Here is a 26,087-nt window from a genome sequence, read left to right as displayed (position 1 = left end):
AAAAGTACACCTACTAGGTTACTTTAAAATGAAATTTTTTATAGCTTCCCTATTTATTTTGTTATCATTTTGGTAAGTTAAAGCACGCTATACTTTGCATCAAGCTAGTATAAAAAAGTAAATTTCATATTCGTTATTCTTCTTATTATTTCAGGACTGTATTTTACTAATGGCTGGAAAGATCCCACGTAACTTTATAGACGATTTACTTGCCAGAACCGATATTGTCGACCTGATAGACTCAAAAGTAGGTCTAAAAAAAGCAGGTAAGGATTATCAAGCTTGTTGCCCATTCCATAACGAAAAATCGCCCTCATTTACCGTATCGCAAGACAAACAGTTCTATCATTGCTTTGGTTGTGGCGCTAATGGTAATGCTATTTCGTTTGTAATGGAGTATGAAAAGCTTGAGTTTGTAGATGCTATTGAAGAAATAGCAAGCATGCTTAACTTAGAAGTACCTCGAGAACAAGGCACAAACTCAGCACCAGAACGTACTGCTGCGCAAAAGCGCTCTGATTACGATTTAATGCTTCATACTGCGCGCTTTTATCAGCACCAATTAAAACACCACAGTAATTCTGCCGCCGTTATTGAATATGTAAAAGGCCGTGGTTTAAGTGGTGAAACAGTTAAAAAGTTTATGATTGGCTACGCTCCCAGCGAATGGGATGGATTATGTCTTCAGCTTGGCCGTAATAAAGAACAAAAAGAGCAATTAGTTGAATTAAAGCTAGCTTCAGAAAAAACACCAGGCAGACAATTTGATTTTTTCCGCGACCGATTAATGTTCCCTATTCGCGATAAACGCGGACGCGTTATTGCATTTGGTGGGCGTGTAATGCAAGCCGACCAAGGGCCAAAATATTTAAACTCGCCAGAGACCCGAATTTTTCATAAAGGCTTTGAGCTTTACGGACTTTATGAAGCAAAGCAAGCCCATAAAAAACTTGAGCATGTAATGGTTGTGGAAGGTTACATGGATGTTGTTGCCTTAGCCGAGCAAGGGATTGAATATGCCGTTGCATCACTAGGTACCGCAACAACAAGCGAGCACATGCATACGCTGTTTAGAACAACAGATAAAGTAATCTGTTGTTACGATGGCGACAGAGCTGGCCGTGATGCAGCTTGGAGGGCGCTTGAAAACGCACTTCCTTATTTAAATGACGGTAAAGCACTGCAATTTACTTTTTTACCCGATGGCGAAGACCCTGACTCTCTTGTACAAAAAGAAGGTAAGGAGCAATTCGAATCGCGCCTAAGCCAAGCAGATGACTTTACCAAAGTATTGTTTAATAAATTAAGCCAAGAAGTTGATTTAACACTCGACTCAGGAAAAGCTAAATTACTCAGTGCAGCACTTCCACTCATTGAAAAAATTCCAAGTGAATTTTATCAAGAAAACATTCTTGAACAATTAGGGCGTTTAATCGGAAGAACACGTGAGCAATTAAATAACCGTTTAAAAACCCCAAAGCAACAGCATTCGATTGAACGTAAGTTTAAAATAACACCAATGCGTCAAGCGATTGGTATTTTAATTCAACATCCTAATTTGGCTAAAAATGTGCCATATTTGCCTGAACTCGCACAAATGAATATTGCTGGTATAGGGCTATTATTACGCTTACAAGAGCAAGCTTTAGAAAAAGAAAGCATTACCACAGCGCAACTACTCGAATTTTTTAGAGGAACTGAAGATTACGAGCCCTTAATCAAGCTTGCAACGTGGCAACACGACATAAATGAAGAGCGTTTAGAGACGGTTTTTAAAAATACTTTCAAGTTTATTGAAGATCAGTGTTTAAATTATCGACTCGAGACCCTATTAATAAAGGACAAGACTCAAGGCCTTAGTAGCGACGAAAGACTTGAGTGTCATTTGTTAATGACAGCGTTAAAAGCCACTAACAGTTAGGGTCTGTTTATCTTTCGAGGTTAAGTTTACAGCAGTGTGTTTGGTATTTAGACAAGGCAGAGCCTATGTAGTGTGGTTATTCCACATAAATAGGCGATAACGCAGCATAAATGCCGAACACGCGCTGCCCTTTGGGTTCGTCCCAAGGGAGGTTTACTCTTTGTTGCCCGGTTTTGACTTAGCCCACTAGGTTACAAACCTGGCGCCGCGATTAAACCACCCTTGGATAGAACAAACTTTAATCCTGAAAGGCCAACAGACCCTAGTCAAAATTGATTTAAACTGTTATACTGTGCTATTCACTGCGTCACATTATTCTAGTTGGCTTTAATGCAAACTACATGATGGCGCCTGTTGTATCAACTTATCAGAGTGGAAGAAACAATCTCTATGGATCCAACTCCTCAGTCACAATTAAAACTTCTGATTCAAAAAGGTAAAGAGCAAGGCTACTTAACTTTTGCAGAAGTAAATGATCACCTTCCACAAGACATTATAGACTCAGATCAAGTAGAAGATATCATAAGCATGATTAATGATATGGGTATCAAGGTTAGCGAAAACGCGCCTGATGCTGATGAATTAATGATGCAAGAAACAACGACAGACGAAGACGCAGCTGAAGCTGCCGCTGCAGCCCTTGCGACTGTAGAAAAAGAAATCGGCCGTACAACGGATCCGGTTCGCATGTACATGCGTGAAATGGGTACTGTTGAACTTCTTACACGTGAAGGCGAAATTGTAATCGCTAAACGTATCGAAGAAGGCATTAACCAAGTACAGATTTCTGTTGCAGAGTACCCTGAAGCAATCACTTACCTGCTAGAGCAGTGGGATAAGTTTGAAGCTGAAGAAATGCGTTTAAGCGATATCATCGTTGGATTTATCGATCCTAATGAAGATACAGCGCCAATTTCAGCAACTAATATCGGTTCAGAATTAAGTGCTAAGCAACTTGATGACGATAAAGATGACAAAGATGATGCTGATAGCGATGACGAAGATGAAGAAGAAGTAGACACAGGGCCAGATCCTGAAGAAGCGCGCATTCATTTTGAAAATTTACGTGATTTATACAATAAAGCACGTGATACGTTTGAAGCTAAAGGTCGTTCGCATCCTGAATCACAAGCTGCCATTTTTGAAATTGGTGAGCTTTTCAGAACCTTTAAATTAATACCTAAACAGTTTGACCGCATGGTAAATAACATGCGTGAAATGATGGATCGTGTTCGCGTTCAAGAACGTCTAATCATGAAACAAGCTGTACAAATTGCTAAATTACCGAAGAAAACATTCGTTAAGCATTTTGCTAATAACGAAACTGACGCTTCATGGGTTGATTTAGAAATTTCAGGTAACGAAAAATACTCAGCTAAACTTGAAGAAGTTAAGCCAGAAATCATTCGTAGCATTAATAAACTATCTGTTATTGAACAAACAACAGGTTTAAGCATTGAGCGTATTAAAGACATTAACCGTCGAATGAGCATTGGTGAAGCGAAAGCACGCCGTGCGAAAAAAGAAATGGTTGAAGCTAACTTACGTCTTGTAATCTCAATTGCTAAAAAATATACAAACCGTGGCTTACAATTCTTGGATTTAATTCAAGAAGGTAACATTGGTCTGATGAAAGCAGTTGATAAGTTTGAATATCGCCGTGGTTATAAGTTCTCTACTTATGCTACGTGGTGGATACGTCAAGCAATCACTCGCTCTATTGCTGACCAAGCAAGAACAATCCGTATTCCAGTACATATGATTGAAACGATTAATAAACTTAACCGTATTTCTCGTCAAATGTTACAAGAAATGGGTCGTGAGCCAAATCCAGAAGAATTAGCAGAACGCATGATGATGCCTGAGGATAAAATCCGTAAGGTACTTAAGATTGCTAAAGAGCCAATTTCAATGGAAACACCAATCGGTGATGATGAAGATTCTCACTTAGGTGACTTTATCGAAGATACAACTATTGATTCGCCAATCGATTCGGCAACAATGGAGTCTCTTCGTGGCGCAACTAACGATGTACTTGCAGGCCTAACAGCCCGTGAAGCTAAAGTACTACGTATGCGTTTTGGTATTGATATGAATACCGACCACACCTTAGAAGAAGTAGGTAAACAGTTTGACGTAACACGTGAACGTATTCGTCAAATAGAAGCGAAAGCGCTGCGTAAATTACGCCACCCTTCTCGCTCAGATTTACTGAAAAGCTTTTTAGACGCTAAATAATTTAGCGCTACTATATAAACTAAAAAGGCCGCTATAGCGGCCTTTTTTCTATTTGAAGGAAATAATCATGGCTTGGATCCAAATTCGTATTAACGCCAATGCTGCAACAGCAGATGCAGTAAGTGACCTATTAATGGAAGCGGGTAGTGCTTCAGTAACCTTTATTGACGCAAAAGACACCCCTATTTACGAACCCAAAATTGGCACCGTTGTATTTTGGGCTGATACAACAGTAATTGGCTTGTTTGAAGCTAATCACGATATGAATGAAGTCGTTGCGTTATTGAAACGCCATGATGAACTAAAAGACAATTTAGTATACAAAATAGAGCAGCTTGAGGATAAAGACTGGGAACGTGAATGGATGGATAACTTCCACCCTATTCAATTTGGTGAAAGGCTATGGATTTGTCCAAGCTGGCGCGACATTCCAGATCCTGATGCAGTAAATGTACTGCTTGACCCTGGCCTTGCCTTTGGTACGGGCACACATGCAACAACGGCCTTATGTCTTAAGTGGTTAGAAAGCCAAGATCTAACAGGTAAAACGGTTGTTGATTTTGGTTGTGGCTCAGGCATTTTAGGTATTGCAGCTATAAAACTAGGCGCAGAGCGCATGATTGGGATTGATATTGATCCTCAAGCGCTTGAGGCAAGCCTCGATAATGCTAACCGTAATGGCGTTGCAGACAAACTTGAAGTATACCTTCCAGAAAACCAACCTGAGTTTACCGCCGACATAGTAGTGGCAAATATATTAGCCCAGCCACTTCGCGAATTGCACAGTGTAATTTTAGGTTTATTAAAGCCTGGTGGAAAAATTGCCATGTCGGGTATTTTAGAAGAACAAGCACAATCAGTTGCTGATATTTATGCACCGTTTATTGAACTAGATGACATTGCCGTTGAAGGTGATTGGACTCGAGTAAGTGGCACTAAAAAAGCGTAATAAACTGCACAACCAAATTTAGAGCATTAACTCAAAACCTGCATGTAAAGCCTGTATTTAACAGGCTTTACTATTTTTTTACATATTAAAAGTTTTCTGATTATTGTGTAAAAAATAAAACTTGTATAAATTTCAAACAAATCAACCTACTTGTCATGTGGTTATCAAATGTCAATACGAAAAGGGCAAAAAAAAGTTACTTTTGTTCAATTTATAGCCTTTGATTTTTGTGAAAAAAACCGTAAACTTAGCGCCCCTTGAAAAGAGGCCTATTGAATATAGTGCGTATCGGTAAATACCAACTTGAGAATAATGTAATTGTCGCGCCAATGGCTGGCATTACAGACAGACCATTTAGACAACTTTGCCGTCGTTTAGGCGCAGGGCTAGCTGTTTCTGAAATGCTATCGTCTAATCCTAAGGTTTGGAAAACGGAAAAGTCGATGAACCGTATGGATCACAGCGGTGAGTCGGGTATACGCGCTGTGCAAATTGCAGGAGCAGATCCTGAGCTTATGGCGCAGGCCGCACAATTCAATGTTGCTAACGGTGCACAGATCATAGATATCAATATGGGGTGCCCAGCAAAAAAAGTGAACAAGAAACTCGCAGGCTCTGCCTTATTACAGTTTCCTGAACTTGTGGAAGAGATTATTGATGCAGTCGTTAATGCTGTTGATATACCTGTGACACTTAAAATCCGTACAGGATGGGATCCGGATAACCGTAATGGTGTAGAGATTGCGAGAATAGCTGAACGTTATGGCATTGCATCACTTGCTGTACATGGGCGTACGCGCGCATGTATGTACAAAGGTGATGCTGAGTACGCCACGATTAGGGATATAAAACGTTCAGTGTCGATTCCTGTTGTTGCCAATGGTGATATTACATCACCAGAAAAAGCAAAACAGGTTTTAGACTATACGGGTGCAGATGCCATTATGATTGGCCGAGCCGCCCAAGGTCGCCCTTGGATATTTAGGGAGATAGACCACTATTTGCGAACTGGGGAACACTTACAGCCGCCTGCTATTGCAGAGGTGCGCAGTATTTTAATGGAGCATTTAACAAACCTCCACCTGTTTTACGGTGAGCCAATGGGAGCGCGAATTGCTCGCAAACATGTATCTTGGTATTTGCAAACCCATGACAGTGATGGTCAGTTTAGGCGAGTATTTAATGCGCTCGACAACCCACAAGCACAGGTCGTCGCATTAGAGCAATACTTTAAAACACTAGCAGCTAACTAAGAAAGAAAGAGACTTAATAATGTTCGAACAAAACGTGACTTCTCCATTTATCACTAACCCTCATGTTCAGTCACACGAGAAACCGCAGCCATTGCGTGATGCAGTAAAAAAAGCTGTTCACCACTATTTAAAGCAGCTTAACGGTCAAGATGTGCAAGACGTTTACGACCTTGTTCTTTCAGAGCTAGAAGCGCCATTACTTGAAGAAGTGATGACATATACACGTGGTAACCAAACTCGTGCAGCAATTTTACTAGGTATCAACCGTGGTACTTTACGTAAAAAGCTTAAAAAATACGGCATGAACTAATATGCTGGCTGTGATTTATCACAGCTAATTATTAAAAAAGCACCCTAGGGTGCTTTTTTTATGCCCGTAGTTTAATAGCCGTGTTGCAAAATGCTCACCCTCATCGGCGCTTTATAAGTCGTTTTTTGAGTTGTAATCAGTTAAAATGCCCGCTTCTAAGCTAGCTCATTAACTGAGGAAATCAAACTACAATGGATACTCATCGTCCCATTCGTCGCGCACTATTAAGTGTGTCTGATAAAACCGGTATTGTTGAATTTGCCCGCGCACTAGAAGCGCAAGGCGTTGATATATTATCAACTGGCGGCACATGTAAACTACTTGCTGATAACGGCATAAAAGTGACTGAAGTATCAGATCACACAGGCCACCCTGAAATCATGGATGGTCGCGTAAAAACTCTTCACCCAAAAATTCACGGCGGCATATTAGCCCGTCGCGGACAAGATGAAAGCGTAATGGCAGATAACAACATTTCTGCTATCGACATAGTTGTAGTTAACTTATACCCCTTTGCGAATACAGTCGCTCAAGAAAACTGCAGCCTTGAAGATGCTATTGAAAATATTGATATTGGCGGCCCTACAATGGTTCGTGCAGCCGCTAAAAACCACAAAGACGTAACAATCGTGGTAAACGCGAGCGACTACGACCGTGTTATTAGCGAAATGCAAAACAACAATGGCTCTACTACGTATAAAACACGTTTTGACTTAGCGATTGCTGCTTACGAGCACACTGCCGCATACGATGGCATGATTGCTAACTACTTCGGTAAAATGGTTCCTGATTACACCGAGGAAGCTGCTGTAGAGACTAAATTCCCACGTACTATCAATATGCAGTTCACTAAAAAGCAAGATATGCGTTACGGTGAAAACTCACATCAAGATGCTGCTTTTTATGTTGAAAGTGACATTGCTGAAGCATCAGTTGCAACAGCAACTCAATTGCAAGGTAAGGCCCTTTCGTTTAACAACATTGCAGATACCGATGCAGCACTTGAATGTGTTAAAGAATTTGACGTACCTGCGTGCGTAATTGTAAAACATGCTAACCCGTGTGGTGTTTCAATTGGGGACAATATTCTACAAGCATACGAGCGCGCTTTTAAAACAGACCCTACATCAGCATTTGGTGGCATTATTGCCTTTAACCGAGAGCTAGATGCAGCAACTGCACAAGCAATTGTTGATCGTCAGTTTGTTGAAGTAATTATCGCACCTAGTATTTCGGGCGACGCTGCAAAAATTGTTGAAGCTAAAAAGAACGTTCGTTTATTAGAATGTGGACAGTGGACAGGTAAAGCAGCTGGCCAAGATATTAAACGCGTTAATGGCGGTATTTTAGTTCAAGACCGCGATTTAGGCATGGTAACGCAAGGCGACTTAAAAGTTGTTTCTAAACGTCAACCTACAGAGCAAGAACTTAAAGATTTACTATTTTGCTGGAAAGTAGCTAAGTTTGTTAAATCAAACGCGATTGTTTATGCCCGTGACGGTATGACCATTGGTGTAGGCGCAGGCCAAATGAGCCGCGTATACTCAGCTAAAATTGCAGGCATAAAAGCAGCAGATGAAAACCTTGAAGTTAAAGGTTCAGTTATGGCGTCTGATGCGTTCTTCCCATTCCGTGATGGAATTGACGCTGCAGCAACCGCTGGCATTACTGCGGTAATTCAGCCTGGTGGCTCAATGCGTGATGAAGAAGTGATTGCAGCTGCTGATGAAGCTGGCATGGCAATGGTGCTTACTGGTATGCGCCATTTCCGCCACTAATCACACAAAGGGTTAAACGTTGGTTTAACCCTTTTTGTTTGCTATAAATTCACGTATTCTGATTATTCAATAACCTATTTAAAATTATAATGTGAAGGAACAAACAATGAAATTTGCGCTAAAATCGCTACTTGTAGCCACACTAACGATGACATCGACTATGGCGCTTAGCCATAACCACGAATCGAGCCTAGAGCATGCACTTCAATCAAGCGAACGTAGCGCTAAAAACAGCGTTCGTGACGAATATCGTCACCCGGCTCAAACACTGGCATTTTTTGGCTTTAAACCAACTATGACAGTTGTTGAAATTGCGCCAGGCGGTGGTTGGTATAGTGAAATTTTAGCGCCAGCACTAAAAGAGCAAGGCACTTATTATGCCGCGCATTTTCCTGCTGATTCATCAGTTGGCTACTACCAACGCTCTCTTGCAGGCTTTGAACAAAAAGTAGCTGAAGATAAGCGCTTTAGTAGCGTTAAAATTACTGAGTTTGCACCTGTAACACATTTAGATATTGCGCCAGCTGGCAGTGCCGATATGGTTTTAACATTCCGTAATGTGCATAACTGGTACATGGGTAAAGATAAAAGCGGTGCATTAAGTGCATTCCAAGCTTTTTACAAAGCCCTTAAACCAGGTGGTACATTAGGTTTAGTTGAACACCGTTTAGCTGAAGAACGTGCTGACGAAGATCAAAAAACATCAGGTTATATGAAGCAGAGCTACGTAGTAGACCTTGCTAAACAAGCTGGGTTTGAATTAGTGGCAAGCAGTGAAATAAATGCAAATCCAAAAGATACAGCCGATCACCCTAAAGGTGTATGGACGCTACCACCAAGCTTAAGACTCGGCGAACAAGATGCTGACAAATACAAAGCCATTGGTGAAAGCGACCGCATGACGCTGAAATTTAAGAAACCGCTTTAAATAGGAATTTTCGCCATGAATGTTTTAGTCATTGGCAGCGGCGGCCGCGAACACGCACTTGCGTTTAAAGCCGCTCAAAACACCAAAGTAAATACTGTATTTGTAGCCCCTGGTAATGCGGGTACTGCACTTGAACCAAAACTTGAAAACGTAGCAATAAACGTTGACGACTTAGAGGGTTTACTTAGTTTTGCACAGCAAAATAAGGTAGAGCTTACTATTGTAGGTCCAGAAATACCGTTAGTACTGGGTGTTGTTGATAAGTTTCGTGAACATAACATGGCTATTTTTGGCCCAACGGCAGGCGCAGCCCAGCTTGAAGGCTCTAAATCGTTTACTAAAGATTTTTTAGCACGCCACAATATTCCATCAGGCGATTATCAAACGTTTGAACAGATTGACCCTGCCCTTGCTTATTTAAAAGAAAAAGGCGCGCCAATTGTTGTAAAAGCAGATGGTTTAGCTGCAGGTAAAGGCGTAATTGTAGCTATGACGGAAGCCGATGCCGAAGATGCTATTCGCGATATGCTTGCGGGTAATGCTTTTGGCGATGCGGGAAGTCGTGTTGTTATCGAAGAGTTTTTAGACGGTGAAGAAGCGTCTTTCATTGTAATGGTTGATGGCAAAAACGTATTACCATTTGCTACCAGTCAGGACCATAAACGCGCTTACAATGGCGATGCTGGTCCTAACACGGGTGGCATGGGTGCATACTCACCTGCGCCAGTTGTTACTGATGAAATCCACCAGCGTATTATGAACGAAGTGATCTACCCTACGGTAGAAGGCATGGCAAGCGAAGGCCATCCGTACACCGGCTTTTTATACGCAGGTTTGATGATTGACGAAACAGGTACCCCTAAAGTAATTGAGTACAACTGTCGCTTTGGCGACCCTGAGACTCAACCAATGATGCTACGTTTACAATCAGACCTAGTTGAATTGATTGAAGCCGCTAACCGTGTAGAACTTGATAAAACAACGATTAAGTTTGACCCACGCGCAGCCGTTGGTGTTGTACTTGCAGCTAAAGGTTACCCTGGTGATTATCCTAAAGGTGACGCAATTTCGGGGCTACAAGTTGATTACCCTGCGGGTGAAAAAGTGTTTCATGCGGGTACTAAGCAAAGTGGCAATGACGTTGTAACCGCAGGCGGTCGCGTATTATGCGCAACAGCACTTGGTAATACCGTTACGCAAGCGCAGCAGCGCGCCTATGAGCTTGTTAAACAAATTAGCTGGGATGGTATGGAATATCGTACTGATATTGCTTACCGTGCTATTGCACGCGAGCAATAGCTTGTAATACCTATTCATTGGTATAACCAATTAATTTAACTAAAAAAGCGCAGTTTCCCTGCGCTTTTTTAGTGCTACACTAATTAAAAGGTTTTTTGAAAGTACACAAACGTTGGAACTAAGAACTTTACGTTATCATGCAATTGCTGTTGCCATACTGATCTTTATATTTTTTATAATCAGTACATTGGCATCAAACCTTGTCGTGCCTACACGATATACAATTGATAAAACGGCTCCAATGTACCTCGATTACGCCTACTACATTGACGAAACTAAAACTAAAACATTCGATACCATCATTAACCAACCTGAATTACTTACTCATCAACCATTTTCAGATGTTCCATGGAGTTTTAGCCAGCAAAACTATTGGTTGTTTCTTGATTTAGAAAATAAAAGCCTTAACAAGCAAAATGTTGTGGCACATTTTGACAACCCTATGGTCGATCACCTTACGGTTTACCGCCTCGATAAAAACAACAAACTAATTGAAACATACAAACTCGGCGATAAAGAAGAAGCCCCCTCTTTGTTTGAATACAGCGTACCGCATATTCGTTTTTTAGTAGAAAGAAAGTCGTCACAGCGCCTAGTAATGAAAATAGACACAATCGGCATAAGTAAAACACCTGTAAACTTATACCGTGATAAAGAGTTTATTGACTTAGTGCGCTCTCAAACTGGGATCTGGGGTATTTTTGTAGGCGTGCTATTGATGGCTGCGCTTTATAACTTGGTGCTTTATTTTGGCATAAAAGACCGTGTTTATTTAATTTATATTGGCTACATCGTCAGCGCTATTACGCTAATGGGGGCTGTATTAGGTTTTGGTTTTTATATATGGCCTAATCACTGGCAGCTCCTTATAAACGAACAAGTCGTATTTAGTAATTATGGTGTCGCTTTTTTCACCCTTTCTTTTTGCATCATGTTTTTGCGCTACCATAAGGATAAATGCTGGCGCTACAAAATGAGCATCGCCCTACTTTGGCTTATGTTTATTCTTGCAGTATGTAGCTTGTTTATTCCCGAGAACATAGCGGCTCCTATATTTTTTGGTGTGATGGCACTACTTTATATTACCTGTATTATTTTAATATATAACAAGTTACGTAGTGGTTTTAGGTGGGCTAAGTTTTATGTTTTTTCATGGATACCACTAATAATTGGTGCGGTAATTCAACCTATGGAACTTACTGGAGTTTTACCGTATACCTTTACAACTCGCCATGCCTTTCTAGTTGCGATTCTGTGTGAAGTTATTTTAATGGCAATGGCATTAGCAGACCGAGTAAGGTATCAGCGAGAGCGTGCGCTTTACCATGCCACGCACACACAACAAACAAGGTTACTTAATAGCTCTAAGCTAAAACAAGCATTTATGGCACTACAAAGTCAAAACCGCTCAACAACTTTATGCCTAATAAAAATACGTCACTTTAATTCGCTCAATACTATTATTACCTCTTCTCAGGGCTACACACTCATAAAGCATGTAGCCAAAGAGCTTGAATTAGAACTAAGCCATGAACGCGAATTTACAAACCTCGAAACAGATTTAAACACCAGCCCACGCTTAGCCGATTTGAGTAGTGGCGTATTTGCCTGTATTTCTACTAAAACACAAAACCAAGAAATGCTAGAAACATTATTAACAAAAATAATTAGTAGCCTGCCAAAACAATATGAAATTAAAGGACTAAACCTGCAGCTTAGCTACAGCATAGGTATTAGTAGTGCAGGTAAAAGTAACGATTTTGAATATTGGTTAAAACGTGGTTATTTAGCGCTTAAAAAAGCAAAAAGTAGCGCTAATCAAGTTGGGTCATCGTCAAACACAAATAACCTGATGATGGATGTTGCTTTAGCTGCTAAGTTGCAAAAAGCCATCCAAACCAATCAATTAGCGCTTTACTATCAACCTCAAATTAATTTATTCAGTAACCAAGTAAGTGGCGCAGAAGCTTTATTACGTTGGCCCGATCCAACTTACAGCAGCTTATCAATTGAAGAATTAATAATACTTGCTGAGCACACAGGTATTATTAACGAGCTAACACTGTGGGTAATAGAGCAAGCCTGTAAAGACATAGTCAAGCTTATAAAAAATGGTTATAACGAGCACACAATTAGTGTAAATTTAAGTGCTAAAAATCTAACTATAAATAACTTAGCCGAAAAAGTAGAAAACATTTTAATTAAATACCAAGTGCCGGCACAGTTACTTAAATTTGAACTTACCGAATCCGCATTCGTAGATAGCCAAGATGCGCTTATAAAGCTAGTTGATGAGTTGACAGCATTAGGCATTAAAGTGGTACTGGATGACTTTGGAACCGGCTACGCGTCACTTAGCTACTTAGTTAATTATCACTTTAGTGAACTTAAAATAGATAAGTCATTTGTTTTTGATTTACCTAATAATCCAACTCACCAAGTTATTGTACAAACAGCCATTGATATGGCGCATAACCTTAATTTATCAATAACAATTGAGGGGGTAGAAACCCAAGAAATTCATCACTTACTCAAAGATATGAACGCTGACTACGCCCAAGGTTATTTATATGCAAAAGCACTGCCTTACACCGACTATTTACACTTCTTAAAAAGCCAATATAGCTTAAAAATGTTAGACTCCTCTTTTTAACATCTTTAGGGGCCAAGTAAAGATGCAAGGCACACTGCGTAAACTAAAATCGAGCTTAACCGAACCAGTACAATATCACTTACCTGTAGGTGAGCACTTAGTAGACTTAAATGCATTCATAGGTAAGGAGCTTACGCTTACCTTTAGTGGCACTATTTTATGTTCTAACTGCGGTAAAAAAACCAAAAAAAGCTATTCTCAAGGTCACTGCTTTGTATGTATGCGCAAGCTTGCTAGTTGCGATATGTGTATTATGAAACCAGAAACCTGCCACTATGACCAAGGTACTTGCCGAGAGCCAGAATGGGGCGAAGCAAACTGCATGATCCCACACTATGTATATCTCGCTAACACCTCTGGGTTAAAAGTAGGTATTACCCGCCACACACAAATACCGACTCGTTGGGTTGATCAAGGCGCGACTCAGGCATTGCCTATTTTTAAAGTGCAAACTCGCCTGCAGTCAGGTTTAGTGGAAGTTGCATTGGCTGAATTTATTGCTGATAAAACGAATTGGCGCAATATGCTAAAAGGTCAAAACGAAGCAATTGACTTAAAAGTAGCTGCAGCCGAACTGATCCCACAAATTAGTGAAAAGCTAAACGAGCTCAGTGAATTATTTGGCGCAACAGCAATAGAGCAATTAGATGAAGATGTGGTTGATTTAGATTTTCCAGTAACCGAATACCCAACAAAAATCAGCTCATTTAACTTTGACAAAGACCCTGTTGTAAGTGGTGTTTTACAAGGTATTAAAGGCCAATACTTAATTTTTGAAAAAGGCGTTATTAATATTCGTAAATTTACGTCTTATGAAGTAACCGTAGGCTAACGAGCTATGTTAAACAGCTACCCACAGTTATTGGTTATTTATAATGAGCTTGAAATAGCCCATAACCAACAAGAGCAACAAGAGTGCTTACACAGCGTTATGCAAAGTGAACTAAGCGATGTGCGAGTACTTAATAAGCAAGGTGACTACCTTAATTTACAAGGCACTGCTTGCCCTGAATTGAATGGCGAGCAACTAGCACAGCTTGTTACAGCTTACTTATTAAATGAAGGACAATGCTGCCTTGGTAAAATCAAAACCCTAAGCACAGCGCAGGCGTTTGATTTATTAGGGCTATAAACACTCTCTTTATTTAAACCTCAGTAAGCACTTTTATATGCGCTACAGCACTGCGACCTAAAGCTGATAGCGCATATCCCCCCTCTAAATACGAAATAACACCTTTGCAGCCGCCCTTTTTAGCAACACCACATAGTTGCTCGGTAAGCCAAATGTAGTCATCCTCTACAAACTTTAAGCTCGCCATATCATCTTCTAGATGTGCATCAAACCCTGCGCTTATAAAAAGTAATTCAGGCTTAAACGCTTTTAATTTTGGTAACCATTGCCCAGTAAACACCTCTTTTAGGTCGTCGCCATTACTGGCAATTGGCAGAGGTGAATTAACTATATGACTATTATTTTTAACCGCTGTATTTGGGTAAAACGGATACTGGAATAACGAACAAAGCAGTACGTTTTCGTCATCAATAAAAATGTCTTGTGTGCCATTCCCATGGTGTACATCAAAGTCAGCAATCGCAATCCGCTTAATCCCTTTGCTTTGTGCGTACTTAACGGCAATAGCTAAGTTATTAAACACACAAAACCCAGATGATGAATCTTTATTAGCATGATGCCCTGGCGGGCGTACTGAGCAAAAAGCAGCATCGAGTTTATCGGCAAGTATTTCATCAACAGCTAATAACCCAGCACCTACTGCCCGCTCAATCGCTTTAAACGAATCGGGGCACAACCACGTATCGCCATCTAAATTAGCGAGTCCTTCGGTTGGTAGTGTAGTTTCTACGTGTTTAACTAAAGCCTCATCGTGAGCAAGTAAATAATGCTCACGCTCGGCCTTAGGTGCTTGCAGGTGTGTTAAGCCAACATCTACACCGCTGGCTAATAATCTGTCGGTAATTGCATCTAAGCGCTCTGGGCATTCTGGATGGTCGTCTATCATTTTATGTTTACGGCAATGAGGGTGTGAAATAACTGCAGTACGCATAAAATGCTCCTAGCCAAAGTAAATTGAGTGTTTAATATAACAAAGCCACCTAATGGTGGCTTTGCGACTTTGGTTTATATTGATACTTTAAATAACAATGTTATTAGCTATTTTGCTTTTAAATGCAGGTTTCTAAAATCAAAGCTAAAGTCGGTAACTTGTGTTGATACTGCACGCATTTTAGCGCTGTTTACACGGTTTTGTGAGCTCATTTCAAAACGAATAAACGCATCCGCTTCAAGTAGCTTTTCATCCCACTTAACTATAAATGTATTACCAGTGTAATGCTCAAGTGTGCCTTTTAAGCGCTTAGTATGCGTAAAATCAATATGCAATTTACTATCAAGCTGCTCAATAATTACATCGCCATACCAATCATCATGTAATGTACCGGTGTAATTAATGTTTGGTAATTGTGGTTGGTAGTCAGCGGGGGCTTCTGGTTTTGCATTAGCGTACGCGTGTTGTTTACCTTCAAAATGACTTTTAGCTAAATCCTCTACCCAGTCTTTATCTTCAAGCTCAAGTGCATCTTCAAGTACTTCGTGGGTTACTGCCGAAAGTGCACCAAAAGCTTGTTGATTAGATAAAATAACAATACCAAGTTTTTTCTCAGGCAATAAAGTAACTTGCGATACCATTCCTAAAATACCACCGCCATGACCTAGCTTTTTAAAGCCGTGGTAGTCTTCAATACTCCAACCTAACCCATAACCCCTAAACTGCTGATGATACGATTCAAACGCTCTTTTAGACGCCATAGACGTAATATGTGGGTGCCACATTTGCGCTTGTTGCTTTTCGCTAAATAGTTGCTCGCCACTTGGCATTTTACCGCCCGCTAATTGCGTACGAAGCCATTGGCTCATGTCGCTTACACTTGAAGCAATGGCACCTGCGCCTCTAAAATCTTCTAGGTAATTCACAAAAAATGGATGAAGCGTGCCATCCATAGGAATATGACCTGTCGCCCAGTTTTTATTACTTTTTGGAATACGTGAAAATCCCGCGCGTGAGTTATCCATGTGCAGCGGCTGTAATATATTTTTTTCGATGTAATCGTTCCAGCTGATACCCGACACACGTGCAACCACCTCACCAGCGGTAACAAACATCAAGTTGTTATAAGCATACTTACTACGAAAACTGCTCGCTGGTTTTAAATACTGTAATCCCGCTAAAATTTCATCAACTGACTTATCGGTACTTGGCCAAATCATTAAATCGCCCTGCCCAAGCCCTAGCCCACTGCGGTGACTTAATAAATCACGAATACGCATTTCGCGTGTTACGTATGAGTCGTATAATCTAAACTCTGGTAAATGATCAATTACGCGGTCATCCCAGCTTAATTTACCTTCATCAACCAACTTTGCCAGTGCCGCAGTAGTGAATGCTTTTGTGTTTGAAGCAATACCAAATAAAGTGTCTTTGTTTACTTTTTTGTTGGTATCGAGATTAGTTACACCAAAGCCTTTAGCAAATATCACTTTATCGTTTTCAACAATCGCAACTGCCATACCGGGTACGTCAAAACGTGCCATTGACGCTTTAATTACCTCGTCAATTTTGTTGGTATCAACTTGTGCCCAGCTGCTAAACGTAGTGCCTGCTAATAGTGCGATTGCGGCAAGTTTGGTTAATTTCATATCAATCCTATTTTATTATTTTTGATGAACTGCAAATTCAATTGCTGCGCGCTCTTGATTGGTATCGCTTTTTTGTGCGCGATTTAATATCGCATCACTGTATTCTTTTGGTACGCCCGCTTCAAGTGATCCGCGATGAACGTGTTTTATGTACCAATCGTATGGGAGTACATCGCTGTCATGGGTATTAGCTATATAACAATGTGCAGTTACAGTCTCACCCGTTAGAAGCGTTGGGGCTATATCTACGCAGTCGTAACCTACGCCCTCAATACTATCTAAAATAACTTTTTCATCTTCATTAAGCTCATAAATAACGCCGTAAACCAGCGCGCCTTCTTTATCGCTTGGGCAAATACTGCATTTGCCAGAGCCATCTTTAAATAGCATATCAAAAGTTAGCTCGTAACCTTTAAGTACCGCTGTTCCTACACGCTTTACATTAGGTAAGCGCGCTAACAAACGATTAGATGACATATTAGAGCCAAACGAAAAATTATATAACGGCATTTTATCTCCTGTACTTTTTAAATAAGTTAAATAACAACACGTACTGCAAGGGCAATTAAAATAACGCCAATTCCACGGTCAAACCAATAACCGCGTTGTTGGAAAAAACCCCTTACATTATTTCTAGAAAGTATTATTGAAAGCATTGAAAACCACGCCCAAGTAGCCAGTGCCATGTACACACCGTAACCGATCTGTACGCTAGTCGGTGTTGTTGGGCTAATCACGAGTGTAAATAACGACATAAAAAATAACGTGGCTTTTGGGTTTAATGCATTTGTGAAAAAGCCGCGCCTAAAAGCAAGCCAAACGGATTCTTCTTGGACGGTTTTGTTTTCAACATCTTTTGCAGCCTCGCCTTCATTACTTGCTGTAGGTTTTGCAGCTCTGAGTGCTTGTACGCCTAAATAAGCTAAATATGCACCGGCAAGATACTTAAGCGCCATAAATAAACTAGGCGATTGCGTTAAAATAAGCGCAACACCTAAAACGCAATAGGCAACGTGCAGTAAAATAGCAGCGCCAACACCGGCGCTTGTCCACAATGCATTGCGCCTTCCTTGTTGCACACTTTGCTTAAGTACTACGGCAAAGTCAGGCCCTGGGCTTGCTACTGCAAAAAAATGAGCAATAACAATCAGTAAAAATTCATCTAAGTATTCCACGCAGATCCTTGCTAGTTTGGCGAATAAGCTAATAACAGCGGGTTAGCCGAGTTATTTACCAATGCTTTAATTTCTTTTTGTGCTTTTTTGAACTGACCACGTAAATGCGGCTTTAAATGTTTTTTAGACACTTTATCGTTTTTAAAGTAACTAATCAGGGCATGCATAAATACCGTATGTGTTTCACTTAACTTAGCTTCACGGTTAGCGTATGGATTATAACAAGAGCCACAACCGCCTTTAAACTGATACACCGTGTTGCTCATCATCACACCAAATCCTAAAAAACAAGCAAGTGCATCGGCAGCTTGTGGTAAATACTCCCTACCGCCTGGCGGTAGCACCCCAACGTGATGAATAAGTATGGTGGCCAGAGTACCCGCATAACTTGCCACTAAATCTTGTGGCTGATTAATCTGATTAGGGTTAAAAGAGATACTGACCTTATGGCTTGGCGGCACAATTAGGTGGCTGCCTTCGCCACGTATTTCATCACTAAATTCAAAGTGCGGAAAAACTTGTGGTTGTAACTGCTGAGGTGCAACTAATTGAATAGGCCATGCATTCATACCCGCGTAATTAGTAACGCGGGTAAAAACATTACTCGCCATTTCCTCAATGCTCGATACCGAATCGGGGAAAAACGAGGCCGTTGGCAGTATTATTTGAGTGTGCTTTGTAAAAAACTCAGCATCAAAATTTTCTACAGCCCAAATAAATGTATCAATAAGCCATTGCTGCTCTTGCTGCTCTAATAATGGCTTTGATTTAAATAAAGCTAACATAGTGTGCTCTTTTAGATTTTAGTTTAGGTACCAGTTTAGTTTTTTTGTGTAAGCGCCCAATCCCACGCTTGAGTATTGTATAGCGGCACTGTTGATAGTGCATGGTGGTGGCTACCACTGGATTCTTTAGTTGAATACGATAAATACAATAAGGTACGGTTTTCAGCATCGTAAATACGGCGCACTTTTAGTGATTTAAATAATATACTTTTAGATGATTTAAATATCACCTCACCTGATTTACTGCGGTCTATTTTTTGTAGTTGCTGCGCTGTAATAGGCCCTGTTTGACGACACGCTATAGACATATCTGACGGGTCAGAAAAGTCCAAATTAGCCTCTATATGACTAATATGACAAGTAACGCCTTTGAGGATTGGATCTTGCTGCGAATTAACTACAACATCTTTAGTTGTAAATAACCCAAGACTTACCGACGCAACATCATCAGAGCAAGCACTTAATGTAACAACAGCACCTGCAAGTAAAACTAAACGTTTAAATTTTTGTGGTAATTTCATACTTATCCTTAATTAATATATAAGTAACTTAGCACCTACGTTACTAAGCGAAGGTTCACCTGTATGTTTTTATACTAACATCAAAAATAAATACGACTAAATTAGTTTAAAGTAAAGATTTTAGATAGCTCAGGGTTTAGCGAACCCTGTTGTATTTGATACAATTAACTCTCGCTCATGCAGTAACTCATAATAGGAAACGCCTAAATGCCGCACATTATTATTGAACACTCAGAAGACCTCCCTGTATTACCACAAGTTCTCGTAGAAAAAATTCACAATACCGCCTTTGAAAGCGATTTATTTGAGTTAGAAACCATAAAAACGCGCGCTATTGCTTATCAGCAATATCAACTAGGCGCAGGAAAATCAGGGTTTATACATATTGCGGTACATATATTGGCTGGGCGCTCAATTGAACAAAAGCAAATGCTAAGCGAACTGCTACTTTCGTGCTTAAAAACATATTGCAGAGCATCAGACAGCCTAAGTGTAAATATTTACGATATTGAGCATGAAATATACCGTAAAAATTAGTTAACTCTTGTAGTTTTGAGCAATAAAAGTAATAGCTAATAAGTAAAAAGCCCCAACAGGGGCTTTTTTTGTATCCTGAAATCAGATGCAGCTCATTGTCATTTACAAAACAGAGCATGAATGGCGTCCGATCTAACGCTGGAACTTAATAGTGCATTCGCACTCTTTCAAATTTAAGAAAGCCTAGCTTAATCTATGGATTATCTTTATTTAAATTATATTTATTATTAGGGGTAAAAAAAGAGTAATAAATTACACGATATTAAATTTATGTAGCTTTAAATAATTTGAGTAGGTATTTTTGGAAAGTTTGTAAAAGTGGTGGCCCCTCCCAGACTCGAACTGGGGACCTAACGATTATGAGTCGTGTGCTCTAACCAACTGAGCTAAGGGGCCAACTTTTATATAACTGCTAGGCAGTTAATTTTTGAAGCGTTCAGTCACAGAGCGACTAAAGCGGGTTGCAGTATAAAAACTTTTTAGGTGCTTGTCACTACCAAACACCTTTATTTTAACAATCAGTAAGCTAACTGCTTAAATAGTAATCTTTTAGGTGGGTATAAGCATAAAATGTAAGATATTTCCCATGATATTTTCTGCATTAAATTATAAAAACCTTCCCCCCACATGTAGTCTTTTATATTTAACGCTCTACTTTTTTAAGTAAAGCTAACATATATGTGTAGGCATACAAGGCTGTAAAAAATATGCTTGGGGCTACTGTAAGTGCCAAATTAGGTGTCTGATTAATTACATTCACCATAATCACTAAGCTCGATTGAACAGTAATCGGAATAATAGGCGCAAAAAGTACACCTGCTATTTTTTTGTTACCTAAATACGAGGCGCTAGAGTTAATTGCATTATTGAAGCTTTGTCGTATTGCTACGTTTTGTGGTGTTTTAGAATGAAACATACAAATAATTGGAGTTACAAACGCAAGCGTTACATAACTAGACTTATACTTGTTGACGACCTTTTCTAAAATAAAAGTAAAAAACAGCGTTACAAATCCACTATACAAACCTTGTACTAATGCAGCTTGAAACGTGACAGATTTAGCAATATCTGCCGAACTATTTGCCCAGTAGGCCCAACTAAAATAAAAAACGAATGACACAACGCCTGACAGTATAAGTCGAATATTCAATTAGCTACCTCAATATGCGTAAAAACTTGGTTTAATGATAACACTAGAAGTGATGGTAATATTGCCACTTAATAATAGAGTAATTAATCGCGTATTGTAGATATATAAACAAACTAATGTTAAAGACTTCCTAAATGGCATCAATACAGAATCAGAACACTGCTGTTAGTTAGAAAGCTTAATTGAAGTAAACGATAGGTGTGGCTGAGGGAATGTTGGGAGTGAGTTACAAGAAATAAATCACTTAGTTTGAGTCAATTAAAAATTAGATTTTGATAAAAAATATTTACTTTAAAAACTGATATTGTGAGCCGATCAGTACTGAAGTTTTTATTTAGCTAAACCTCAGTAGTCGGCTTACACAATATATAATCTGTCATTATTTTTTCGCAATAATGTAGATTGCATGTATTAACCCTGGGAAATAACCTAACAGTGTTAATACAATATTTAACCAAAAATGCATACCTAAGCCAACTTGCAAAAATACACCTAATGGCGGCAATAAAACTGAAAGTATTATACGAATAATATCCATGATTAAACTCCATTTAAATTAAGCATTAAAAAGGCGTAAAGCCCAGTGTTAGTGGGCCTTAACTATACTGTGTTATTCAGCAGTAATAGATAGTTTATCAACTACGTCACGAACATCTTCAGCATTTTTAGCAATTTTAACTGCTAGCTGCTTTTCAGCTTCAGACTCTACTGAGCCATTCAGAGTTACTATACCGTTGTCGGTATCAACATCGATGTCTGTACCACCAACTTCTGAATCAAACAGGAAGCGAGTTGTGATTACAGTGGTGATTTTAGCGTCCGTTAAGTCGTTATCATCATCGTCCATCATGTCTTTGCTTCTATCTTTTGTGTCCATGCTTTTAACAACGGTAAGGCTGTTTTCAACATCAGATACGCCATCTAGGCTAAGTACAAGTTCTTCTGCTAGCTCTTTATCAAGCTCGCTATTAACTTTACCTGTAAGTACTACCTTGCCATTTTTTACATCAGTGTTAATGTCAAAGTTGTTTAGATTAGTGTTCATAAGTAGAACTGTTTCTGCCTTACCATCAATCCAAGCATCTTTACTTTCGTTTTCCCAGCTGTTTGCTTGGGCACCCATAGCCGTAGTACCAAGAACTAGAGCTGCGATAATAGATTTGTTAAATGTTTTCATAATCTTTCTCCTTTTGATTAAAGACACTTTAACTAATGCGAGCTTTAGGCCAACTTTATTTATATATATATTTCAATAACTTGATGTAATTTTGGGATAAGGCACTATCTATAGCTGTGTAACTATTTACAGGCTACTCGGTAAAACTTTCTCAAATAGTGAAAATAACTAGATAATTGCATTTTTGGTTAATCTATCGTTAATATAACAAAACATAAAACATCATTTAAAATTAAATCATTGATAATTAAGGTTATTATATTTGGTGCGTGCTTTGCATATAAACATCAAGAGCTGTATTAATAGTAAATATAATAAGGAATGCCCCATGTCTGTAAAAGTCGAAGACCGCCCAATAGAGCAAGTACGCGAACAAGTAATTGATCAATTAATTTATAATTACAGTCATGGGGTTATTTCTGTTGATGCATTTGAGAGACGCTTAGATAACGCGATGGATGCACCTAATAACGACGCTCTTTTAGCCTTAGTAGAAGATTTAACACTTAATACTGATCAGCAATATAAAGCAGAAAAACAATCGCAATTTACACCACATTATAGTGCACAACAAAACAGTGATGATGATTTTACATTACGCAGCATTTTAGGCTCTAACGAGCGAAGCGGTCAGTGGGTCGTGCCAAAGAATATATATTTGAGTAACTTTATGGGATCGGTGGTGCTAGATTTTACCGATGCCATTTTTGCGCATCAAAATGTAACTATTCACGTTAACTGTATTTTTGGTAGTGATGAGATTTACGTACCAGAGCATGTAAATGTAGTGTCTAAAATGTTTTGTATTTTAAGTAGTCTTGAAAATAAATCTGTGTCGCTTAACAAACGCCAAGGTCCTACTATTCATATTGAAGGAAAGGCAGTTATGGGATCGGTTGAAGTAAAAATAAAGCGCACAATTAAAGAAAAATTTATGAGCTTTGCAAATGAGCTAAAAACCCAGTTTGGCACGGGTAATAATAGCCGCTAACTATAATTGAGTAGCAGCACTTTAGCGTGCTGCTTGGTATTTTATTATAAATCGTTATTTCGCTCGCTTGGTATGTCACTTAAATACTCTACAAATTCCACCTCAAACCCGGCGGGATCAATAAAGTAGACATTCTTTCTGAAAGGATTCTCGCTACCTTGCTTGCTTACTGTAAAACCCACTTTATTTAAGCGCATTACTACTGCGCTTAAATTATTAGTTACATAAGCAAAGTGTGCAAAACCAATTTGATGGCCCGATAAGTTTCTGTTTTCACCCTCACCATGATCGCTTATCGCAATGTAATGCGTGTCATCTCCAAAGTGTACCCAGCGTCTTGGTTTTCCATGCCAATCGCCTCTGCCCTCACTTCTAATCGACCAATGTGGAAATACAGCGCGATAAAATTTAAGCATGCTATCTATATCACTCGCGACTAAGTTTACGTGCTCTAAATGCATAATGTTGTCCTATCAATTAAGTTAGGAGCACGATAAAACCTCAAGCTAACTTTAGGTAAAGCGTTATTTAAAATTAATTCGATTTAATAAACACATAAAGGAACATAATGACTTATTAATTGCTCATTATTATTTTTTTAAAATATATACACTTTTCAATCTTGTATAAAAAACAAACATAAGTATTTGGGGTTTATTGTTTACTTTATGTCAAAAGTCGCTAAAATACGCCGGCTGAAATATATAAACGTTCTTTTACAACCCAAAGGTAATACCATGCATCCAATGTTAAACATTGCGGTTCGCGCTGCGCGCAACGCAGGCAAAATTTTACTTCGCGCAAGTGAAGATTTATCAAAAGTTGAAGTGCAACAAAAAGGCGCTAACGACTTAGTAACTAACATTGATAAAGAAGCCGAAGCCGTAATTCGTGACACTATTTTACAGTCTTACCCTACTCACTCTATTGTTGGTGAGGAATTAGGTGAGCATAAAGGCAAGGATGATGATTACCAATGGATTGTAGATCCTATCGATGGAACAACTAACTTCATCAAAGGTATCCCTCATTACGCGGTTTCTATCGCACTTAAAGTTAAAGGTCGTTTAGACCAAGCTGTTATTTATGATCCAATTCGTGGCGAGCTTTTCACTGCGTCTCGCGGACAAGGCACTCAGTTAAACAGCAAACGTCTACGTGTTAGCAAAACGACGGTCCTTGCAGGCACTGTACTTGCTACTGGCTTCCCTTTCAAAAACAAAAACCACATGGACGCATACACTGAAGCGTTTAAAGCATTGTTTGTACACACTGCAGACATTCGCCGCGCAGGTTGTTCTGCTTTAGATATGGCATACGTTGCAGCTGGTCGTGTTGATGGATTTTTTGAAATTGGTTTAAAACCTTGGAACTCTGCTGCAGGCGAACTTATGGTTAAAGAAGCGGGCGGTATGGTTGTAGATTTCGCTGGTGGTAATAACTATAACCACAGCGGCAATATTATCTGTGGTTCACCAAAATTGACTCAAGCAATTATTCGTGAAATTCGTCCAGTACTAACTGAGTCGTTACTTCGCTAATTTGATGCTATTAATAGCATGCTAAAAAGGAGCTCAGGCTCCTTTTTTTGTGTCTAAAAATAAGGATTATCTAGCTTGAGTTCTACTGTTTTACCTTTTTCGTAAGGTAATGTATTTAAATCCTTCGCAAAGTATTCATCAAACAACGTATCAAACTCACCATTTTTTTGCATTATTTTAAGCCCTTTTTCAATTGCCACTGCAAGCTCTGGCTTACTATTTGATACAAAATAATAAAATCCTGTTGGGTAACTTATATATAAGTTAGGTACTATCACTAGGTTGCTTTCTTTATTAGCTAGAAGCTCTGAATTAACCTCGATAAATGAACGTGGGAAGTAATCAATACGCCCTGCACTTGTTAAGGCAAACATAGCCTGATAATTTGCAAACGGTCTTATATGCAAGCCATTAAATGCCATTATTTTTGTATCTGGCCAATCATGACCTTGCACCGCAGAAAGCTTACCTAACTGCCCTAAGCTAGTAATACCTTTAAATCTAGCAATGCTGTTCTTACTTGTTAATAGTGCCCTTTTACCTATGTAGCCTTTAAATAATGGGATTTTAATCGCAATAGCTAAAGACTCTCTTTCGGGACTGCTCATACTCCAGTATAAATCTAAATTTTTTGTATCTAGTGCTATTAAAGTACGTTGTTGATGGGGATGAATTAAAACGGGGTTAATCTCTGCAGGGTATTGTGCACTCACTAATGCTTTTTCTAATAGCTCGTTAAGGTAGTCGTCACGAGCATATTGCACACGCTGCTCCTGGGCTACATTTACGATATTTACCTCACTCGCTAAAGCGCTGCATACAAACAAACTTACTACGTTAATCAAATACTTTAATGGCAACATAATTATCACCTTAGTTATTATCGGTAGTTTTAACAGTTATTATTGATAGTTTAAATTATCGCGTTATTTAAGCTAAATAGCTTCCAGCGCCTAAATATAAGATGACGATATTATGTAACTGTACTTATTAATAACCGCGCTATTAATACTTATTTTAAATACATAGTACGACGTTACACTCATGGCGTGCTCTACAAAGTTAGCACTGTTTATTCATACTTGCACAGTAAAGCTAAAACAATCGTGAGCATAAATATATTACAGGCAATAAAAAACCGCTCAATGAGCTAACACCGATCAGTTAAG

At 39.3% G+C, this 26,087-nt stretch carries 25 protein-coding genes and 1 tRNA gene; 14 read left to right on the top strand and 12 right to left on the bottom strand.

Annotation, left to right across the window (positions count from 1 at the left end):
* Positions 1-169 precede the first annotated feature (169 nt).
* From dnaG to GQR39_RS09295, 11 genes are all read left to right on the top strand, one after another.
* Complete coding sequence (dnaG, locus tag GQR39_RS09345; protein WP_010553366.1) at positions 170-1,921, top strand: DNA primase; 1,752 nt, start codon at positions 170-172, stop codon at positions 1,919-1,921.
* A 390-nt stretch (positions 1,922-2,311) separates the two neighbouring features.
* Complete coding sequence (gene rpoD / locus GQR39_RS09340) at positions 2,312-4,159, top strand: RNA polymerase sigma factor RpoD (protein ID WP_007586533.1); 1,848 nt, start codon at positions 2,312-2,314, stop codon at positions 4,157-4,159.
* 67 nt (positions 4,160-4,226) lie between these two features.
* A complete protein-coding gene (gene prmA, locus GQR39_RS09335) occupies positions 4,227-5,108 on the top strand; it encodes a 50S ribosomal protein L11 methyltransferase (RefSeq protein WP_010553367.1) in 882 nt (293 codons plus the stop codon).
* A gap of 281 nt (positions 5,109-5,389) precedes the next feature.
* Positions 5,390-6,361 carry a tRNA dihydrouridine synthase DusB gene (gene dusB / locus GQR39_RS09330; RefSeq protein ID WP_010553368.1) on the top strand — a complete coding sequence of 324 codons (972 nt, stop codon included), beginning with the start codon at positions 5,390-5,392 and terminating at the stop codon, positions 6,359-6,361.
* 19 nt (positions 6,362-6,380) lie between these two features.
* Complete coding sequence (fis, locus tag GQR39_RS09325; protein WP_002957804.1) at positions 6,381-6,671, top strand: DNA-binding transcriptional regulator Fis; 291 nt, start codon at positions 6,381-6,383, stop codon at positions 6,669-6,671.
* A 191-nt stretch (positions 6,672-6,862) separates the two neighbouring features.
* Positions 6,863-8,449 carry a bifunctional phosphoribosylaminoimidazolecarboxamide formyltransferase/IMP cyclohydrolase gene (gene purH / locus GQR39_RS09320; protein WP_165735447.1) on the top strand — a complete coding sequence of 529 codons (1,587 nt, stop codon included), beginning with the start codon at positions 6,863-6,865 and terminating at the stop codon, positions 8,447-8,449.
* 106 nt (positions 8,450-8,555) lie between these two features.
* Positions 8,556-9,377 (top strand): class I SAM-dependent methyltransferase, encoded by an 822-nt coding sequence (locus GQR39_RS09315; RefSeq protein ID WP_024600158.1) that lies wholly within the window; start codon positions 8,556-8,558, stop codon positions 9,375-9,377.
* 15 nt (positions 9,378-9,392) lie between these two features.
* A complete protein-coding gene (gene purD / locus GQR39_RS09310) occupies positions 9,393-10,676 on the top strand; it encodes a phosphoribosylamine--glycine ligase (protein WP_076925016.1) in 1,284 nt (427 codons plus the stop codon).
* Positions 10,677-10,788: 112 nt separating this feature from the next.
* Positions 10,789-13,329 carry an EAL domain-containing protein gene (locus GQR39_RS09305; protein WP_165735446.1) on the top strand — a complete coding sequence of 847 codons (2,541 nt, stop codon included), beginning with the start codon at positions 10,789-10,791 and terminating at the stop codon, positions 13,327-13,329.
* A gap of 22 nt (positions 13,330-13,351) precedes the next feature.
* On the top strand, positions 13,352-14,161 hold the full coding sequence (locus GQR39_RS09300) for a DUF2797 domain-containing protein (RefSeq protein WP_165735445.1): 810 nt from the start codon (positions 13,352-13,354) through the stop codon (positions 14,159-14,161).
* 6 nt (positions 14,162-14,167) lie between these two features.
* On the top strand, positions 14,168-14,461 hold the full coding sequence (locus tag GQR39_RS09295) for a hypothetical protein (RefSeq protein ID WP_010553373.1): 294 nt from the start codon (positions 14,168-14,170) through the stop codon (positions 14,459-14,461).
* A gap of 13 nt (positions 14,462-14,474) precedes the next feature.
* On the opposite strand, the gene GQR39_RS09290 is transcribed toward GQR39_RS09295, so the two are convergent.
* From GQR39_RS09290 to GQR39_RS09265, 6 genes are all read right to left on the bottom strand, one after another.
* Entirely contained in the window at positions 14,475-15,392 is a 918-nt protein-coding gene (locus GQR39_RS09290) for a histone deacetylase family protein (protein ID WP_165735444.1), read from the bottom strand.
* 107 nt (positions 15,393-15,499) lie between these two features.
* Entirely contained in the window at positions 15,500-17,041 is a 1,542-nt protein-coding gene (locus GQR39_RS09285; protein ID WP_165735443.1) for a serine hydrolase, read from the bottom strand.
* 15 nt (positions 17,042-17,056) lie between these two features.
* On the bottom strand, positions 17,057-17,551 hold the full coding sequence (locus GQR39_RS09280; protein ID WP_165735442.1) for a gamma-glutamylcyclotransferase family protein: 495 nt from the start codon (positions 17,549-17,551) through the stop codon (positions 17,057-17,059).
* Positions 17,552-17,577: 26 nt separating this feature from the next.
* Positions 17,578-18,216, bottom strand: coding sequence for a LysE family transporter (locus GQR39_RS09275; RefSeq protein WP_165735441.1), 639 nt, complete (start codon positions 18,214-18,216; stop codon positions 17,578-17,580).
* Between the two features lie 11 nt (positions 18,217-18,227).
* Positions 18,228-19,001: a hypothetical protein gene (locus tag GQR39_RS09270; protein ID WP_165735440.1), complete on the bottom strand. Its 774-nt coding sequence runs from the start codon at positions 18,999-19,001 to the stop codon at positions 18,228-18,230.
* Positions 19,002-19,036: 35 nt separating this feature from the next.
* Positions 19,037-19,522, bottom strand: a complete 486-nt coding sequence (locus GQR39_RS09265) for a CreA family protein (RefSeq protein WP_165735439.1) — start codon at positions 19,520-19,522, stop codon at positions 19,037-19,039.
* Positions 19,523-19,729: 207 nt separating this feature from the next.
* Here GQR39_RS09265 and GQR39_RS09260 point away from each other — a divergent pair, with 207 nt between their 5' ends.
* Complete coding sequence (locus GQR39_RS09260; RefSeq protein WP_024590599.1) at positions 19,730-20,059, top strand: 5-carboxymethyl-2-hydroxymuconate Delta-isomerase; 330 nt, start codon at positions 19,730-19,732, stop codon at positions 20,057-20,059.
* Positions 20,060-20,378: 319 nt separating this feature from the next.
* Here the strand turns inward: GQR39_RS09260 and GQR39_RS09255 are convergent.
* The 4 genes from GQR39_RS09255 to GQR39_RS09240 all read right to left on the bottom strand — a co-directional run bounded on the left by GQR39_RS09255 (position 20,379) and on the right by GQR39_RS09240 (position 22,386).
* Positions 20,379-20,455, bottom strand: a tRNA-Ile gene (locus tag GQR39_RS09255).
* Positions 20,456-20,702: 247 nt separating this feature from the next.
* Positions 20,703-21,209, bottom strand: coding sequence for a hypothetical protein (locus GQR39_RS09250; RefSeq protein ID WP_101162741.1), 507 nt, complete (start codon positions 21,207-21,209; stop codon positions 20,703-20,705).
* A gap of 379 nt (positions 21,210-21,588) precedes the next feature.
* Entirely contained in the window at positions 21,589-21,747 is a 159-nt protein-coding gene (locus GQR39_RS09245; RefSeq protein ID WP_121953763.1) for a YqaE/Pmp3 family membrane protein, read from the bottom strand.
* 72 nt (positions 21,748-21,819) lie between these two features.
* The gene (locus GQR39_RS09240; RefSeq protein ID WP_165735438.1) at positions 21,820-22,386 is read right to left on the bottom strand and encodes a BON domain-containing protein; all 567 of its coding nucleotides are present in this window, start codon (positions 22,384-22,386) and stop codon (positions 21,820-21,822) included.
* 328 nt (positions 22,387-22,714) lie between these two features.
* On the opposite strand from GQR39_RS09240, the gene GQR39_RS09235 reads away from it, so the two are divergent.
* Positions 22,715-23,377 (top strand): LiaF domain-containing protein, encoded by a 663-nt coding sequence (locus tag GQR39_RS09235; protein WP_165735437.1) that lies wholly within the window; start codon positions 22,715-22,717, stop codon positions 23,375-23,377.
* Between the two features lie 44 nt (positions 23,378-23,421).
* Here the strand turns inward: GQR39_RS09235 and GQR39_RS09230 are convergent, their stop codons facing one another.
* A complete protein-coding gene (locus GQR39_RS09230) occupies positions 23,422-23,838 on the bottom strand; it encodes a VOC family protein (RefSeq protein ID WP_165735436.1) in 417 nt (138 codons plus the stop codon).
* 276 nt (positions 23,839-24,114) lie between these two features.
* Here GQR39_RS09230 and suhB point away from each other — a divergent pair, with 276 nt between their 5' ends.
* Positions 24,115-24,918 (top strand): inositol-1-monophosphatase, encoded by an 804-nt coding sequence (gene suhB / locus GQR39_RS09225; protein ID WP_002957826.1) that lies wholly within the window; start codon positions 24,115-24,117, stop codon positions 24,916-24,918.
* Between the two features lie 53 nt (positions 24,919-24,971).
* Here the strand turns inward: suhB and GQR39_RS09220 are convergent, their stop codons facing one another.
* A complete protein-coding gene (locus GQR39_RS09220) occupies positions 24,972-25,781 on the bottom strand; it encodes a transporter substrate-binding domain-containing protein (RefSeq protein ID WP_121953760.1) in 810 nt (269 codons plus the stop codon).
* Positions 25,782-26,087 lie beyond the last annotated feature (306 nt).

The organism is Pseudoalteromonas sp. C8 (assembly GCF_011378685.1).
GTDB lineage: Bacteria > Pseudomonadota > Gammaproteobacteria > Enterobacterales > Alteromonadaceae > Pseudoalteromonas > Pseudoalteromonas arctica.
Note: the sequence above shows the minus strand (reverse complement) of the source record. Positions and strands in the feature narration are given on the sequence as shown.

Excerpts from the sequence above, each read along its gene's own strand:
- purH (WP_165735447.1), top strand. The coding sequence starts at position 6,863 with ATGGATACTCATCGTCCCATTCGTCGCGCACTATTAAGTGTGTCTGAT.
- GQR39_RS09270 (WP_165735440.1), bottom strand. The coding sequence starts at position 19,001 with ATGTTAGCTTTATTTAAATCAAAGCCATTATTAGAGCAGCAAGAGCAG.
- GQR39_RS09265 (WP_165735439.1), bottom strand. The coding sequence starts at position 19,522 with ATGAAATTACCACAAAAATTTAAACGTTTAGTTTTACTTGCAGGTGCT.
- GQR39_RS09295 (WP_010553373.1), top strand. The coding sequence starts at position 14,168 with ATGTTAAACAGCTACCCACAGTTATTGGTTATTTATAATGAGCTTGAA.
- rpoD (WP_007586533.1), top strand. The coding sequence starts at position 2,312 with ATGGATCCAACTCCTCAGTCACAATTAAAACTTCTGATTCAAAAAGGT.
- GQR39_RS09240 (WP_165735438.1), bottom strand. The coding sequence starts at position 22,386 with ATGAAAACATTTAACAAATCTATTATCGCAGCTCTAGTTCTTGGTACT.
- GQR39_RS09300 (WP_165735445.1), top strand. The coding sequence starts at position 13,352 with ATGCAAGGCACACTGCGTAAACTAAAATCGAGCTTAACCGAACCAGTA.
- GQR39_RS09280 (WP_165735442.1), bottom strand. The coding sequence starts at position 17,551 with ATGCCGTTATATAATTTTTCGTTTGGCTCTAATATGTCATCTAATCGT.
- GQR39_RS09290 (WP_165735444.1), bottom strand. The coding sequence starts at position 15,392 with ATGCGTACTGCAGTTATTTCACACCCTCATTGCCGTAAACATAAAATG.
- GQR39_RS09315 (WP_024600158.1), top strand. The coding sequence starts at position 8,556 with ATGAAATTTGCGCTAAAATCGCTACTTGTAGCCACACTAACGATGACA.
- dnaG (WP_010553366.1), top strand. The coding sequence starts at position 170 with ATGGCTGGAAAGATCCCACGTAACTTTATAGACGATTTACTTGCCAGA.
- GQR39_RS09220 (WP_121953760.1), bottom strand. The coding sequence starts at position 25,781 with ATGTTGCCATTAAAGTATTTGATTAACGTAGTAAGTTTGTTTGTATGC.
- purD (WP_076925016.1), top strand. The coding sequence starts at position 9,393 with ATGAATGTTTTAGTCATTGGCAGCGGCGGCCGCGAACACGCACTTGCG.
- suhB (WP_002957826.1), top strand. The coding sequence starts at position 24,115 with ATGCATCCAATGTTAAACATTGCGGTTCGCGCTGCGCGCAACGCAGGC.
- fis (WP_002957804.1), top strand. The coding sequence starts at position 6,381 with ATGTTCGAACAAAACGTGACTTCTCCATTTATCACTAACCCTCATGTT.
- GQR39_RS09285 (WP_165735443.1), bottom strand. The coding sequence starts at position 17,041 with ATGAAATTAACCAAACTTGCCGCAATCGCACTATTAGCAGGCACTACG.
- GQR39_RS09260 (WP_024590599.1), top strand. The coding sequence starts at position 19,730 with ATGCCGCACATTATTATTGAACACTCAGAAGACCTCCCTGTATTACCA.
- prmA (WP_010553367.1), top strand. The coding sequence starts at position 4,227 with ATGGCTTGGATCCAAATTCGTATTAACGCCAATGCTGCAACAGCAGAT.
- GQR39_RS09230 (WP_165735436.1), bottom strand. The coding sequence starts at position 23,838 with ATGCATTTAGAGCACGTAAACTTAGTCGCGAGTGATATAGATAGCATG.
- GQR39_RS09245 (WP_121953763.1), bottom strand. The coding sequence starts at position 21,747 with ATGGATATTATTCGTATAATACTTTCAGTTTTATTGCCGCCATTAGGT.
- GQR39_RS09235 (WP_165735437.1), top strand. The coding sequence starts at position 22,715 with ATGTCTGTAAAAGTCGAAGACCGCCCAATAGAGCAAGTACGCGAACAA.